Here is a 13101-nt window from a genome sequence, read left to right on the forward strand (position 1 = left end):
GCATGCCGCGCAGCAAGGCGATCGCCTTCGGGCTGACGCTGGCGGTGTTCGCCGGCAGCTGGATCGCGCCGCGCTGGCCGCTGGAGCAGGCCATGCACAGCAGCCTGACGGTCGTGGGCCTGGCCTGGCTGTGGTGGCATGACCGGCGCTGGCCGCTGCGGCCGGCGCACTTCGCGCTGATCTGCGGCTTCGTCGTGGCGCACTGCATCGGCGCGCGCTGGCTGTATTCCTACGTGCCGTACGACGCGTGGCTGCAGGCGGCGGTCGGCTGGTCGCCGGCGGAGGCCTTCGGCTGGCAGCGCAACCACTTCGACCGTTTCATCCACCTGATGTATGGCGTGTGCTTCACGCCTGCTGTCTGGCATTGGCTGCGCCAGCGCTGGCCGCACCTGTCGCCGGGATACGCCTTCACGCTGGCGGTGATGCTCATCATGTGCACCAGCCTGGCGTACGAATGGCTGGAGTGGGGCATCGCGCTGACGATGTCGCCCGAGGCCGCCGAGTCCTACAACGGCCAGCAGGGCGACGGCTGGGATGCCCACGCCGACATGCTGCTGGCGACGCTCGGCGCGCTGCTGGCGTGGCCGCTGGCGCGCAAGGAATTCAAGGAGTCGCCCGCATGACCCTCCGTATCGCCGTGCTGGCTTCCGGCCGCGGCACCAACCTGCGGGCGATCCTGCAAGCCACCGCCGACGGCACGCTCGATGCCGAGGTCGTCGGTGTCTTCTCCGACAAGCCCGGGGCGCCGGCCTTGCGCTATGCGCCGGAAGACAGGCGCTGGGGCTATCGGCCCTCTCATTTCGGGGACAAGACCCGCTACGAGGCCGCGCTGGCGGATGCCATCGACGCGACCCGCCCGGACTGGGTCGTCTGCGCCGGCTACATGCGCATCCTCGGCGATGCGTTCATCGAACGATTCCGCGGCAGGATGCTGAACATCCACCCGTCGCTGCTGCCCAAGTACCCCGGCCTGTACACGCATGCGCGCGCGGTGGCGGCGCACGACGCTGAACACGGCGCCAGCATCCACTTCGTCACCCCGGAACTGGATGCCGGCGCGGTGATCGCCCAGGTGCGGATCCCGATCCTGCCCCGGGAGTCCCCCGACAAGCTGGCCGAACGCCTGCTCCCGCGCGAACACGCGCTCATGCTGGCGGTGCTGCGCCTCGCCTGCGACGGGGCGCTAGCTGAACAGGGCGACATCGCGCTCTACAACGGTCAGCCGCTATTAAATCCCCTGTCCCTAGATTCAACCGACCGTTTGGTTCCCTGACCTCCCCCCCTCCCCGATGCCTGTGCCTTTCCGTTCCCTGCTGCTCGGCCTCGCCATGGCCGGCGCCACTGCGCCCGCGCTGGCGCTGGAGCCGTTCGTGGCCAGCTACCAGGCCTACAACGAGGGCAAGCTGGCGGGCACGGCGAGCATGAAAGTCGTGCCCAAGGCCGGCAGCCAGTGGCAGATCGACCTGAACGTGAAGGGCACGCGCGGGTTCGCGCGGCTGGCCGGGTTGAACATCGAGCAGAGCACCGTCTTCGACACGGCCGATGGACAGTTCCGCCCGATCAGCCAGGCCACCGTCCGCCGGGCGGTGTTCATGGGCAGGAAGATGGTGGGCACCTACGACTGGAACGCCCGCACGGCGCAGTGGCAGGGCGACATCAAGAAAGAGCGACGCGCCCCGCTGCCCCTGCAGCCCGGCGACATGAGCGCGCTGCTGATGAACCTGGCGGTGATCCGCGATGCCGCGCCCGGCAAGCAGCTCGACTACCGCGTGGTGGACAATGGCCGCATCCGCGAATACCAGTACACGGTGGCGGCCGAGCCGGAAAACGTGACCGTCGAAGACCTGAGCTACAGCGCCCTGCGTGTGAGCCGGGCCAACGGCGGCAACGACGAAACCATCTTCTGGGTCGCCGATGGCGTACCCACCCCCGTGCGCATCCTGCAGCGGGAAGACGGCCAGGACGGCATAGACCTCCGCCTGGTCGAATACCAAGGAGCACCGTGAACATGACCAAGACCGCGTTCCCCGCCCCGCGCCTGCTGCTGGCCGCCACGCTGCTGGCCGCCGCCAGCACGCCCGCCCTCGCCGTCGAGGCCTTCACCGCGCAGTACAGCGCCAGCGCGCTGGGCATGGTCGGCGAGGGCCAGATGTCCGTCGCGGCCCAGCCGGGCAACCGCTGGCAGTACTCGCTGACCGTGCGCAACCAGGCCGTCGACCTGAGCCAGAAGACCGTGTTCGACGTGCAGGACGGCCGCATGCGTCCGTTGAGCAGCAGCGACAGCTCGCGCCTGCTGATCAAGAAGAAGAACGTCAACACCGTCTACGACTGGGGCAAGGCGCAGGCCACCTGGAATGGCGACGTGAAGCCCGACCGCGCCGGCCCGGTGAAGCTCGCCGCAGGCGACATGGACGCATTGCTGGTCAACCTGGCCATCGTGCGCGACGTCGCCGCCGGCAAGCCGCTGACCTACCGCATGGTGGAGAACGGCCGCGCCAAGGCGATGACCTACCAGGTCGCCGGCAAGGAACGCATCACCGTGGCCGGCAAGCCGCAGGACGCCACCAAGGTCGTCCGCACCGATGGCGACAAGCAGACCATCGTCTGGGTGGTAGCCGACGCCCCCGTCCCGGCCCGCATCCTGCAGCGCGAGAAGGGCCAGGACACCATCGACCTCACGCTGAAATCCTGGCGCTGAGCCCTCGGATCACCGCAAGAAAAAGCCCGGCAACACCGGGCTTTTTCCTTACTCCGCGGCGGGCGGGTCGGCCTGGAACACCGTCTTGCAGTCCATCCGCAGGGTGCCGCTGCCGTTGCGCCAGGCGAAGGTGTTGCACTGCCGGTTGCCGTCCTGCTTCTGTTCCACCACCACGGTGAAGATGGCCTGCGCGATCTCGCCCTGCGTCACCGCGCCGTCACCGTTCCAGTCCATGTCCTGCGTGGTGATGCCGTGCGTCGCCGCCGAACCGGTGTAGTGCAGCCACGCGACCAGCGCCAGCAGCCCGACGACGATGCCCAGCAGGATCTTGCGGCGCAGCGGGAAACGCGAACGGATCCCGGAAAGCGTGGGATCGTGGCGGCTCACGAGACGCGCCTGATCTTCGCGCCCAGGCCGCCCAGCTTCTCTTCGATGTTCTCGTAGCCGCGGTCGAGGTGGTAGATGCGGTCGATGGTGGTTTCGCCGTCGGCCACCAGGCCGGCGAGGATCAGCGACGCCGAGGCGCGCAGGTCGGTCGCCATCACCGGCGCACCACCGAGTTTCTCCACGCCGCGCACGATGGCCGTGTGGCCCTCGACGCGGATGTCCGCACCCAGCCGCAGCAGTTCGTTGACGTGCATGAAACGGTTCTCGAAGATCGTCTCGTTGATCACGCCCACGCCGTCCGCCACGCAGTTCAAGGCCATGAACTGCGCCTGCATGTCGGTGGGGAAGGCCGGGTACGGCGCGGTGGTCAGGCTGACGGCCTTCGGTCGCTTGCCCTGCATGTCCAGGGTGATGCTGTCGCTCGTGGTCTCGATCTTCGCACCGGCTTCGGTGAGCTTGTCGAGTACGGCTTCCAGCGTGTCGGGACGTGCGTTGCGCGCCGTGACCTTGCCACCGGTCATCGCCGCGGCCACGAGGAACGTACCGGTCTCGATGCGGTCCGGCACCACCGAGTGGCGACCGCCGCCGAGGCGCTCGACGCCGTGGATGACGATGCGCGAGGTGCCGGCGCCTTCGATCCTGGCGCCCAGCGCATTGAGGCATTCGGCCAGGTCGGTGACCTCCGGCTCCATCGCCGCGTTCTCCAGCACCGTGGTGCCTTCGGCCAGCGTGGCGGCGGCCATGACGTTCTCGGTACCGGTCACCGTGACCATGTCGAACACGAAGCGCGCGCCCTTCAGGCGTGCCGCGCGCGCCTTGATGTAGCCGTTCTCGACGGTGATCTCGGCACCCAGCGCCTGCAGGCCCTTGATGTGCTGGTCGACCGGACGCGAGCCGATCGCGCAGCCGCCCGGCAGCGACACCACCGCCGCACCATGGCGCGCGACCAGCGGGCCGAGCACCAGGATCGACGCGCGCATGGTCTTGACCAGCTCGTACGGCGCGACGAAGCGGCTGACCGTGGTGGGATCGACGGTGATGCCGCGCCCCTTTGCCAGCGTGCCTTCGTCGATGGTGATGCCGGCGCCCAGCTCGCCCAGCAGCTTCACCGTGGTGACCACATCGTGCAGGTGCGGCACGTTGGTGATCTCCACCGGCGCATCCGCCAGCAGCGTCGCGCACAGGATGGGGAGCACGGCGTTCTTGGCGCCGGAAATGGTGACTTCGCCGTTGAGCGTGTTGCCACCGGTGACGATGATTTTCTGCATGAGAGCCGGGATTGGGGAGTCGGGAATGGGGATTCGTAGGAGCGGAAGCCGGGCGGGGAGAGGAAGGGCCTGGGGAAAGCGCTGTTGCGGCTGCTTCCCGAATCCCGAATCCCGATTCCCTATTCCCGACCCCCAGCTTCATCGGGGGTGACGGTCTTCAACTGCAGCGCATGGATCGCGCCGCCCATCAGGTCGCCCAGCGTGGCGTAGACCATGCGGTGCCGGGCCAGCGGCAGCTTGCCGCAGAACGCCTCGGCCACCACGGTCGCCTCGAAGTGGACGCCATCGTCGCCCTGCACGTCGGCACGGGCGCCCGGCAGGCCGGATTCGATCAGTTTACGGATGGTTTCGGCGTCCAACGGGCTTTCCTAATAAAATACCCGGCCATTCTACCCGCCGGCGCCCCGTCCGCATGTCCCAGCCGCACCCCCTGACCCCGTCCGTCTCGCCTGCCAGCCTGGCGGCCAGCGGCCGTCGGGTCATCGAGATCGAGGCGCGCGCACTGGATGCACTGGCCGCCCGCATCGACGGCGCCTTCGCTGCCGCCTGCCAGGCCATCCTGGCCGGCCGCGGCCGGGTGGTGTGCACCGGCATGGGCAAGTCGGGGCACATCGCCCGCAAGATCGCCGCGACGCTGGCCTCCACCGGCACGCCGGCGTTCTACGTGCATCCGGGCGAAGCCGGGCATGGCGACCTGGGCATGATCACCGATGCCGACGTGGTGCTGGCGCTGTCGTACTCGGGCGAATCGGACGAGGTACTGATGCTGTTGCCGGTGCTCAAGCGCCAGGGCAACCTGGTCATCGGCATGACCGGCCGGCCGCAGTCCACGCTGGCGCGCGAAAGCGACCTGCACCTGGATGTCAGCGTGCCGGCCGAAGCCTGCCCGCTGGACCTGGCGCCGACCAGCAGCACCACCGCCTCGCTGGCGATGGGTGATGCCTTGGCGGTGGCGCTGCTGGATGCGCGCGGCTTCACCGCCGACGACTTCGCCCGTTCGCACCCGGCCGGCAGCCTCGGCCGCCGCCTGCTGCTGCACATCACCGACGTGATGCATGCCGGCGACGACGTGCCGCGCGTGGACGTGGGAGCGACGCTGAGTGAAGCGCTGGTGGAAATGAGCCGCAAGCGCCTGGGCATGACCGCCGTAGTCGATGGCGATGGCCGCCTGGCCGGGCTGTTCACCGACGGTGACCTGCGCCGCACGCTCGACAATCCCGCCCTGGACGTGCGCAGCGCGCGCATCGCCGACGTGATGACGCGCGCGCCCAAGACCATCGGTGCCGACCAGTTGGCCGTCGAGGCCGCGCGCCTGATGGAAACCCACAAGATCAGCGGCCTGATCGTGGTGGATGATGAACTGCGGCCGGTCGGCGCGCTCAACATTCACGACCTGTTGCGTGCCCGCGTGGTGTAACCCGCAGGGTTGCCTCCGTTCCCCTCCCTTCCCGACGAGCCTCCGCCGACCATGCCGCTTCGCCATCTCCACGACCTGACCGACGACGTGCTGGCCCGTGCCGCGCGCATCCGGCTGGCGTGCTTCGACGTGGACGGCACGCTGACCGATGGCCGCCTGTTCCTGGACAGCGAGGGCCGGGAACAGAAGGCGTTCCATGTGCAGGACGGCCAGGGGCTGGTGCTGCTCAAGCGCGCCGGCATCGAGGTCGCCTTCATCACCGCCCGCGGCGGCACGGTCGCCGTGGCCCGTGGCCGCGAACTGGGCGTGCAGGTCTTCACCGGGATCAAGGACAAGCTGTCCACCGTGCGCGAACTCGGCGCCGGGCTGGGCATCGGGTTGGAGCAGGTCGCCTTCATGGGCGACGATCTGCCGGACGTGCCGCCGTTCCGTGCCGTGGGCCTGGCCATCGCGCCGGCCGATGCGCACCCATGGACCGCACAGCACGCGCACTGGCGCACCCGCCGCGCCGGCGGCCAGGGCGCCGCCCGCGAAGCCTGCGACCTGCTGCTCGGCACGCAGGGCCACGCGCCCGCGTTCGACGGAGGCACGGCATGAGCTGGCGCACCACGCTGGGCCTGGTGCTGTTGCTGGCCGCCATCGTCAGCGGCTGGTCGGCCTGGAAGAACCGCGACGTTCCCCCGCCCAACCGCGTCGTCGCCGACCGGTCCGACTACGTGATGCGCGACTTCGAGATGATCGCGCTGAACGGCGAGGGCCAGGAAGCCGTCGCCGTGCGCGCACCGGAAATGGCGCGCAACCCGCAGGACCAGACCTACACCATCACCACGCCGCTGTTCCTGCTGCCCGAAGAGGATGGCCGCTCGTGGGAGCTGCGCTCGAAGACCGGCTGGCTCAGCGCCAAGGGCGAGGAACTGCGCCTCAAGGGCGACGTGCATGGCACCTCGCCGGCCGGCGGCACCCGCAAGGCCGAGTTCCGCACCGAAACGCTCAACGTGTTCCCCGATCGCGATCTGGCCCAGACCAACGACGTGGTGACGGTCACGCAACCCGGCTCTAGACTGAGCGGGCGCGGTTTTGAGACCAACCTCAAGACCAAGGAATACACATTCAAATCCCAGGTGAGATCCATCTATGAACCGCGTTCTGCTCGCTAGCGCCGCGCTGCTGCTCCTGCTGCCCGCCGCCGGCGCCGTGGCCAAGTCCACCGACCGCAACCAGGCCATGACCATCGATTCGGGCAGCCAGTCCGGCAACATGGAAGGCAACGGCAAGACCGTGCTCGGCGGCGGCGTGGTGGTGAGCCAGGGCACGCTGGAGATCCAGTCGGCAGCGGCCGAAATCTACATGGCCAACGGCGAGATCTCGCGCTCGGTCTTCACCGGCAAGCAGGTGAAGATGAAGCAGCAGATGGACGACGGGACGTGGATGGACGCGCAGGCCGACCGCGTCGAATACGACATGAAGACCGAGACCATCACCTTCATCGGCAACTACACGGTGAAGTCCGAACGCGGCTCCAACAGCGGCCAGCGCATGGTCTACAACACCACCAGTGGCAACATGCAGAGCGGCGGCGACGGCACCCGCGTGCGTACCGTCATCCAGCCCAAGTCCGCGGCGCCGGCACAGGGCAAGAACTGATGCTCACCGCCAAGGGACTGCGCAAGCGCTACAAGCAGCGCGAGGTCGTCGCCGACTTCGGCCTGACCCTGCAGCCGGGTGAAGTGGTCGGCCTGCTGGGCCCGAACGGCGCCGGCAAGACCACCTGCTTCTACATGATCGTCGGCCTGGTGGCCGCCGACGCCGGCAGCATCGAACTGGACGGCCAGGACATCACCGCCCAGCCCATGTACCAGCGCGCCAAGCTCGGCGTGGGCTACCTGCCGCAGGAGCCGTCGGTGTTCCGCAAGCTCAGCGTGGCCGACAACATCCGCCTGGTGCTGGAACTGCGCGAGGACCTGGACAGCGCCGGCATCGAGCGCGAACTGGCCTCGCTGCTGGACGAACTGCAGGTCACCCATGTGGCCGACCAGCTGGGCGCCAGCCTGTCCGGCGGCGAGCGCCGGCGCGTGGAAATCGCCCGCGCCCTGGCCGCCCGCCCGCGCCTGATGCTGCTGGACGAACCCTTCGCCGGCGTCGACCCCATCTCGGTCGGCGAGATCCAGCGGATCGTGAAGCACCTCAAGGATCGCGGCATCGGCGTGCTGATCACCGACCACAACGTGCGCGAAACCTTGGGAATCTGCGACCGGGCGTATATCCTCAATGCCGGTAGCGTTCTGGCGCAGGGGGCCCCGGACGCGTTGCTGGCCAATCCGGACGTACGCCGGGTCTATCTGGGCGAAACCTTCCGCCTGTGATCCCGTCGGCGGCCCTTGGCCGCCTTTCGGGTTTCCAAGGTCGGGAATGAAGCCACGCCTGCAGACATCGCTGGGACAGCATCTGGTCATGACGCCGCAGTTGCGTCAGGCCATCCGGCTGCTGCAGATGTCCACCGCCGAACTCGAGATCGAGCTGACCGAAGCGGTGGAGACCAATCCGCTGCTGGACTGGAGCGAGCCGGAGGAAGAACCGGCCCAGGTCCGCGGCAACGACGACGACCAGCCCCCCGCCGAACCGGCGCAGGAAGTCGCGCGCGAGGCCGCCGACGACCGCGACGACTGGTCGCCCGACGAAGGGCCGTGGACCTCGTCCGGCAGCGGCGGCTCCTTCGAAGACGATGACGGCGGCAGCCCGGCCGAGCGCGTGGCGGAAGCCGACACCCTGCATGGCCACCTGCTGTGGCAGCTGCATCTCTCGCACCTTTCCGAACGCGACCGCCGCATCGGCGCCACGTTGATCGACGCGCTGGAAGACGACGGCTACCTGCGCGAGCCGCTGGCCGGCATCGTGCAGGCGCTGCGGCCGGACATCGAGGCACACGAAGACGAGGTGCTGGTCGTGCTGCACCAGCTGCAGCGCTTCGACCCGGTTGGCGTGGCCGCACGCACGCTCGGCGAATGCCTGCACCTGCAGCTGGCGGTGCTGAGCGACGACACGCCCGGCAAGGCGCTGGCGCTGCAGATCGCCGATACCGCGCTGGAACGCCTGCCGCGCAGCGGCGTAGCCGGCATCGCGCAGGAACTGAAACGCCCGGTCGCCGAGGTCGAGGAAGCCGTGCAGCTGCTGCGCACCCTCGATCCCAAGCCCGGCGCCCAGGTGGGCGATCTTTCCCACGACACCTACGTGGTGCCGGATTGCGTGGTCTGGCGCCAGCGCGGCGTCTGGCGCGCGGCGCTGTCCGGCAACACCCTGCCGCGCATCAGCATCCACCGCGGTTACGAACAGATGATCCGGCAGTGCGGCGACAGCGATGCCGGCTACCTCAAGGCGCAACTGCAGGAAGCGCGCTGGCTGCTCAAGAGCGTCGAAGCCCGCGGCGACACCCTGCTGAAGGTGATGCGCTGCCTGCTGCACCAGCAGGCCGGCTTCCTCGAATTCGGTGAGCAGGCACTGCGCCCGCTGACCTTGCGCGATGTCGCCGAAGAGGTCGGCCTGCACGAATCCACCGTGTCGCGTGCGATCGCCCGCAAGTACGTGCGCACGCCGCGCGGCACCCTGCCGATGCGGGCGTTCTTCGCCTCCGGCATCGACACCGACGGCGGCGGCGAAGCGTCCAGCACGGCCATCCAGGCGATGATCCGACGGCTGGTCGATGCCGAGAATCCGCGCAAGCCGCTGTCCGACGCCAAGCTGGCGGACCTGCTGAAGGCCTCGGGCATTCCGGTCGCGCGCCGCACCGTGGCCAAGTACCGCGAAGCCCTGAACATCCTGTCCTCGCACGAACGCGTGCGCATCGCCTGAACCGCGCCCGTTCCGCCCCGGAATCGTGATCGTGTTCCGCCCGCACGAAACGTTTTCCTAACACCTCCCCGGGTCACGAAAAAAAGACCGCCGCGACAGTTGATAGTTGCCGCGGAGGGGTCCATCTTTGTCTTGCAGGCACCCCCTGCCATCGCCACCGGCACAGGAGATCGACGGAACCCAGACGCTACCGCGTGGTCATTCCATGACACGCCCACCGCGCCCCGCGCGCGGCTCTACCGACCCGAAGGAGGCACTAATGCGTATCGAGACTTACGGCCATGAAATCGAAGTCACTCCCGCCTTGCGCGAATACGTCGAAACCAAACTGAGGCGGTTGGAACGCCACTTCGAGCAACCCTGCGAAGTCCGTACGCAACTGGGAACCCGTAAACCCGATTACCTGGCCGAAGCCACGGTCAATGTCGCCGGCCGCAGGCTGCACGCCGATGCCGGTGCGCAGGACATGTATGCCGCCATCGACATCCTGGCCGACAAGCTCGACCGCCTGCTGGTCAAGCACAAGGAAAAGCGCACCGACGTGCAGCGCCACAGCATGCGTGGCGAACTGATCGGCTGACGCACCACCCTGCACGGAGTCGCTCCGCGTTGCGGAGCGACCCGTCGCATCTTCACCAACGCCTGCCATCCCGCGACGACCGCACCCTGCGGTCGCGCGCTCCCGACATGCCGATTACACTGGACTCGTCGCGCCCCTGGCGGACGATGCCGATGCCGGCTCGTGGCCATCGCGCACCGCCCGACGCGGCATTCCCTCCCCGCCGGCTGTCTCCGCATGATGAATACCAGCATCACCGCCCGTGAACTGTTCGATCAGCAGAAGGACAAGCTGGCCCTGCGCTGGCTGGCGGGGCAGAAGGGCGAGAAGCGCGTGCTGGAATCCGGCGACACCGTGTCGCGGCGGCCATCGCTGGCCGGTTACCTCAACGCCGTCTATCCCAACAAGGTGCAGATCCTCGGCACCGAGGAACTGACCTGGCTGGATTCGCTCGACTCGCGCCAGCGCTGGGAAACCATCGAGAAGATCGTGCAGGCCAAGCCGCTGGCGCTGGTGATCAGCAAGAGCCAGTCCTGCCCCGAGGACCTGCGCGAGGCGGCGAACGAGAACGACACGCCCCTGTGGGCCTCGCCCAAGCGCGGCCACGAACTGCTCAACCACCTCTCCTATCACCTGGCGCGCACGCTGGCGCCGCGGGTGACGCTGCATGGCGTGTTCATGGAGATCTATTCGATCGGCGTGCTGATCACCGGTGAGGCCGGCTCCGGCAAGAGCGAGCTGGCGCTGGAACTGCTGAGCCGCGGCCACCGGCTGGTGGCCGACGACGCGCCCGAGTTCACCCAGATCGCGCCCGATGTCCTGGACGGCACCTGCCCGGAACTGTTGCAGGACCTGCTGGAGGTGCGCGGCCTGGGCGTGCTCAACGTGCGCGAGATGTTCGGCGACACGGCGGTGAAGAAGAACAAGTACCTGCGCCTGATCGTGCACCTGACCCGGCCGATGACCGAACCCAACCCGCACGGTTACGAGCGGCTGACCGGCGATTCCGGCACCCGCCACGTGCTGGACCTGGACGTGCCGCTGATCACCCTGCCCGTCATGCCCGGCCGCAACCTGGCCGTGCTGACCGAGGCCGCCACGCGGCTGCACATCCTGCGCACCAAGGGTATCGATCCGGCGGCGATGTTCATCGCCCGGCACAGCAACCTGCTCGAGCGCAGCACGCCATGACCCAGGGCGACCCGACCCCCGCGGACCCGCGCGACGAGTCCGTCGCCACTCCGCCGCCTCCCACGGTGGTGATCGTCAGCGGCCTGTCCGGCTCCGGCAAGTCGGTGGCGCTGAAGACCTTCGAGGACCTGGATTACTACTGCGTCGACAACCTGCCGGTGGACCTGCTGCCCTCGTTCGTGCGCAGCCTGGTGCGCGAGGACGAACTGCCGCCGAAGATCGCGGTGGGCATCGACGTGCGCAGCCGCCGCAGCGACCTGTCCAAGCTGGCGCAATGGCGCGCGGCGCTGGCGCAACTGGGCCTGTCCGGCCGGGTGGTGTTCTTCGATGCCGACGACGAGGTGCTGCTGCGGCGCTACTCCGACACCCGCCGCCGCCACCCGCTGGGGCATGGCGGCCTGTCGCTGCAGGAAGCGATCCGCCAGGAGCGCACGATCATCCAGCCGCTGCGCGACGAAGCCGATGTCGTCATCGACACCAGCCAGCTCAACGTCCACCAGCTGCGCCGCCGGATCATCGCCGAGTTCGCCCTCAACAAGGGCACCCAGCTGTCGCTGCTGTTCGAGTCCTTCGCCTACAAGCGCGGCGTGCCGGCGGACGCGGACTTCGTGTTCGACGCCCGCGTGCTGCCCAACCCGCACTGGAATCCGGAACTGCGCCCCTACGCCGGCCGCGACCCCAAGGTGCGGGCCTTCCTCGACACCCAACCGGAAGTGGCCGAGTACGTCGGCCAGGTCAGCGGCTTCCTCGACACCTGGCTGCCGCGCCTGCGCGGCGAGACCCGCAGCTACGTGACCATCGCGTTCGGCTGCACCGGCGGCAAGCACCGCTCGGTCTACCTGGCCGAGACCCTGGCGCGGCATGCCCGCGAGCAGGGCTGGGAAGAAGTCGCCACCTTCCACCGCGAACTGGACTGACCCCGGGTTCGCAGCGCCGGGCTTGCCCGACTCACACTTTCCAACGCCTCGGGCACAAGCAGCGGAGCACGCTCCGCTCTACGGGCGCGCCGTCACCCGGAAACCCTTACCGTTCCATCCGCGCCGCTTCCTGCCCGTCATGCCCGTCTGTTAACGTTCCTGCATGGCCTGTGGCATTCTTCTTGTGACTCATCCTGGCGTGGGCGCGGCGATCCTGGCGGTTGCCACGGCGCTGCTGCGACAACTGCCCCTGAAGGCGGAAGCCTTCGAGGTGCCGTTCGACGCCGACCTCGATGCCCTGCTGCCGCAGGCATCTGCGGCGTTGCGGCGCGTCGATGGCGGCGACGGGGTGCTGGTGCTGACGGATCTGTATGGCGCCAGCCCCAGCAACCTGGCCGGCAAGCTGGCGCGCCTGGGCACGCCGGTGCGGCGCGTCTCGGCGCTCAGCCTGCCCATGCTGCTGAGGGTGATGAATTATCCGGAACAGGGACTGGACGACCTGCCTGCCACGGCGGCGGCGGGCGCACGCAATGGAGTCATCCACGACGATGCTTGAACGCGAACTCATCATTTCCAACCGCCTCGGACTGCATGCGCGGGCCACCGCCAAGCTGGTGCAGACGCTGTCCGGCTTCCGCTGCAACGCCACGCTGGCGGCCAAGGGCCGCGAGGTGAACGCCAAGAGCATCATGGGCGTCATGCTGCTGGCCGCCGGCCAGGGCACCCCGGTGACGGTCCGCATCGACGGCGAGGACGAAGCCGCCGCCATGCAGGACGTCGTGTCGCTGTTCGAGCGACGATTCGACGAGGAATCCTGA

At 68.5% G+C, this 13101-nt stretch carries 18 protein-coding genes; 15 read left to right on the plus strand and 3 right to left on the minus strand.

The genetic code is table 11. The features are described 5' to 3' along the window. The first annotated feature begins 2 nt into the window (after positions 1-2). The 4 genes from MMG85_RS06615 to MMG85_RS06630 are packed head-to-tail and all read left to right on the plus strand — an operon-like array spanning position 3 to position 2698. A complete protein-coding gene (locus MMG85_RS06615; protein WP_241045321.1) occupies positions 3-623 on the plus strand; it encodes a DUF2238 domain-containing protein in 621 nt (206 codons plus the stop codon). Continuing rightward, entirely contained in the window at positions 620-1273 is a 654-nt protein-coding gene (gene purN, locus MMG85_RS06620) for a phosphoribosylglycinamide formyltransferase (protein ID WP_241045322.1), read from the plus strand. Before MMG85_RS06615 ends, purN begins: the two co-directional genes overlap by 4 nt. 55 nt (positions 1274-1328) lie before the next feature. Then, a complete protein-coding gene (locus tag MMG85_RS06625) occupies positions 1329-2006 on the plus strand; it encodes a DUF3108 domain-containing protein (RefSeq protein ID WP_241045380.1) in 678 nt (225 codons plus the stop codon). A gap of 2 nt (positions 2007-2008) precedes the next feature. Beyond that, on the plus strand, positions 2009-2698 hold the full coding sequence (locus MMG85_RS06630) for a DUF3108 domain-containing protein (RefSeq protein WP_241045323.1): 690 nt from the start codon (positions 2009-2011) through the stop codon (positions 2696-2698). 48 nt (positions 2699-2746) lie between these two features. Here MMG85_RS06630 and MMG85_RS06635 read toward each other — a convergent pair whose 3' ends face one another. From MMG85_RS06635 to MMG85_RS06645, 3 genes are all read right to left on the minus strand, one after another. Continuing rightward, positions 2747-3085, minus strand: a complete 339-nt coding sequence (locus tag MMG85_RS06635) for an EF-hand domain-containing protein (RefSeq protein WP_241045324.1) — start codon at positions 3083-3085, stop codon at positions 2747-2749. Further along, positions 3082-4353, minus strand: coding sequence for a UDP-N-acetylglucosamine 1-carboxyvinyltransferase (murA, locus tag MMG85_RS06640; protein WP_241045325.1), 1272 nt, complete (start codon positions 4351-4353; stop codon positions 3082-3084). Before murA ends, MMG85_RS06635 begins: the two co-directional genes overlap by 4 nt. 119 nt (positions 4354-4472) lie before the next feature. Next, positions 4473-4712, minus strand: a complete 240-nt coding sequence (locus tag MMG85_RS06645; RefSeq protein WP_241045326.1) for a BolA family protein — start codon at positions 4710-4712, stop codon at positions 4473-4475. Positions 4713-4765: 53 nt separating this feature from the next. Between MMG85_RS06645 and MMG85_RS06650 the strand changes: the two genes are divergently transcribed. The 11 genes from MMG85_RS06650 (at position 4766) to MMG85_RS06700 (ending at position 13101) form a co-directional block, all read left to right on the plus strand. After that, positions 4766-5770, plus strand: coding sequence for a KpsF/GutQ family sugar-phosphate isomerase (locus tag MMG85_RS06650; RefSeq protein WP_241045327.1), 1005 nt, complete (start codon positions 4766-4768; stop codon positions 5768-5770). A 51-nt stretch (positions 5771-5821) separates the two neighbouring features. Further along, positions 5822-6367, plus strand: coding sequence for an HAD hydrolase family protein (locus MMG85_RS06655; protein ID WP_241045328.1), 546 nt, complete (start codon positions 5822-5824; stop codon positions 6365-6367). Continuing rightward, the gene (gene lptC, locus MMG85_RS06660) at positions 6364-6927 is read left to right on the plus strand and encodes an LPS export ABC transporter periplasmic protein LptC (protein WP_241045329.1); all 564 of its coding nucleotides are present in this window, start codon (positions 6364-6366) and stop codon (positions 6925-6927) included. Before MMG85_RS06655 ends, lptC begins: the two co-directional genes overlap by 4 nt. Then, positions 6905-7414: a lipopolysaccharide transport periplasmic protein LptA gene (gene lptA, locus MMG85_RS06665; protein WP_241045330.1), complete on the plus strand. Its 510-nt coding sequence runs from the start codon at positions 6905-6907 to the stop codon at positions 7412-7414. The genes lptC and lptA overlap by 23 nt, the downstream gene beginning before the upstream one ends. Continuing rightward, complete coding sequence (gene lptB, locus MMG85_RS06670; RefSeq protein ID WP_241045331.1) at positions 7414-8133, plus strand: LPS export ABC transporter ATP-binding protein; 720 nt, start codon at positions 7414-7416, stop codon at positions 8131-8133. The genes lptA and lptB overlap by 1 nt, the downstream gene beginning before the upstream one ends. Positions 8134-8179: 46 nt before the next feature. Further along, positions 8180-9616, plus strand: a complete 1437-nt coding sequence (locus MMG85_RS06675) for an RNA polymerase factor sigma-54 (protein WP_241045332.1) — start codon at positions 8180-8182, stop codon at positions 9614-9616. A gap of 259 nt (positions 9617-9875) precedes the next feature. Further along, positions 9876-10196 (plus strand): ribosome-associated translation inhibitor RaiA, encoded by a 321-nt coding sequence (raiA, locus tag MMG85_RS06680; RefSeq protein ID WP_055936397.1) that lies wholly within the window; start codon positions 9876-9878, stop codon positions 10194-10196. A gap of 219 nt (positions 10197-10415) precedes the next feature. After that, positions 10416-11366 carry an HPr(Ser) kinase/phosphatase gene (gene hprK, locus MMG85_RS06685; protein ID WP_055940856.1) on the plus strand — a complete coding sequence of 317 codons (951 nt, stop codon included), beginning with the start codon at positions 10416-10418 and terminating at the stop codon, positions 11364-11366. Next, positions 11363-12283, plus strand: a complete 921-nt coding sequence (gene rapZ, locus MMG85_RS06690; RefSeq protein ID WP_241045333.1) for an RNase adapter RapZ — start codon at positions 11363-11365, stop codon at positions 12281-12283. Before hprK ends, rapZ begins: the two co-directional genes overlap by 4 nt. Before the next feature lie 163 nt (positions 12284-12446). Then, positions 12447-12839, plus strand: coding sequence for a PTS fructose IIA subunit family protein (locus MMG85_RS06695; RefSeq protein ID WP_055936404.1), 393 nt, complete (start codon positions 12447-12449; stop codon positions 12837-12839). Next, positions 12832-13101 carry an HPr family phosphocarrier protein gene (locus MMG85_RS06700; protein WP_241045334.1) on the plus strand — a complete coding sequence of 90 codons (270 nt, stop codon included), beginning with the start codon at positions 12832-12834 and terminating at the stop codon, positions 13099-13101. The genes MMG85_RS06695 and MMG85_RS06700 overlap by 8 nt, the downstream gene beginning before the upstream one ends.

The sequence above is a fragment of the Pseudoxanthomonas sp. LH2527 genome, from assembly GCF_022539275.1.
Taxonomy (GTDB): Bacteria; Pseudomonadota; Gammaproteobacteria; order Xanthomonadales; family Xanthomonadaceae; genus Pseudoxanthomonas_A.

Coding starts and splice junctions, on each gene's coding strand:
- MMG85_RS06695 (WP_055936404.1), top strand. CDS start 12,447: ATGGCCTGTGGCATTCTTCTTGTGACTCATCCTGGCGTGGGCGCGGCG.
- purN (WP_241045322.1), top strand. CDS start 620: ATGACCCTCCGTATCGCCGTGCTGGCTTCCGGCCGCGGCACCAACCTG.
- MMG85_RS06625 (WP_241045380.1), top strand. CDS start 1,329: ATGGCCGGCGCCACTGCGCCCGCGCTGGCGCTGGAGCCGTTCGTGGCC.
- murA (WP_241045325.1), bottom strand. CDS start 4,353: ATGCAGAAAATCATCGTCACCGGTGGCAACACGCTCAACGGCGAAGTC.
- lptB (WP_241045331.1), top strand. CDS start 7,414: ATGCTCACCGCCAAGGGACTGCGCAAGCGCTACAAGCAGCGCGAGGTC.
- MMG85_RS06675 (WP_241045332.1), top strand. CDS start 8,180: ATGAAGCCACGCCTGCAGACATCGCTGGGACAGCATCTGGTCATGACG.
- MMG85_RS06700 (WP_241045334.1), top strand. CDS start 12,832: ATGCTTGAACGCGAACTCATCATTTCCAACCGCCTCGGACTGCATGCG.
- MMG85_RS06630 (WP_241045323.1), top strand. CDS start 2,009: ATGACCAAGACCGCGTTCCCCGCCCCGCGCCTGCTGCTGGCCGCCACG.
- lptA (WP_241045330.1), top strand. CDS start 6,905: ATGAACCGCGTTCTGCTCGCTAGCGCCGCGCTGCTGCTCCTGCTGCCC.
- MMG85_RS06650 (WP_241045327.1), top strand. CDS start 4,766: ATGTCCCAGCCGCACCCCCTGACCCCGTCCGTCTCGCCTGCCAGCCTG.
- hprK (WP_055940856.1), top strand. CDS start 10,416: ATGAATACCAGCATCACCGCCCGTGAACTGTTCGATCAGCAGAAGGAC.
- MMG85_RS06655 (WP_241045328.1), top strand. CDS start 5,822: ATGCCGCTTCGCCATCTCCACGACCTGACCGACGACGTGCTGGCCCGT.
- rapZ (WP_241045333.1), top strand. CDS start 11,363: ATGACCCAGGGCGACCCGACCCCCGCGGACCCGCGCGACGAGTCCGTC.
- raiA (WP_055936397.1), top strand. CDS start 9,876: ATGCGTATCGAGACTTACGGCCATGAAATCGAAGTCACTCCCGCCTTG.
- lptC (WP_241045329.1), top strand. CDS start 6,364: ATGAGCTGGCGCACCACGCTGGGCCTGGTGCTGTTGCTGGCCGCCATC.
- MMG85_RS06615 (WP_241045321.1), top strand. CDS start 3: ATGCCGCGCAGCAAGGCGATCGCCTTCGGGCTGACGCTGGCGGTGTTC.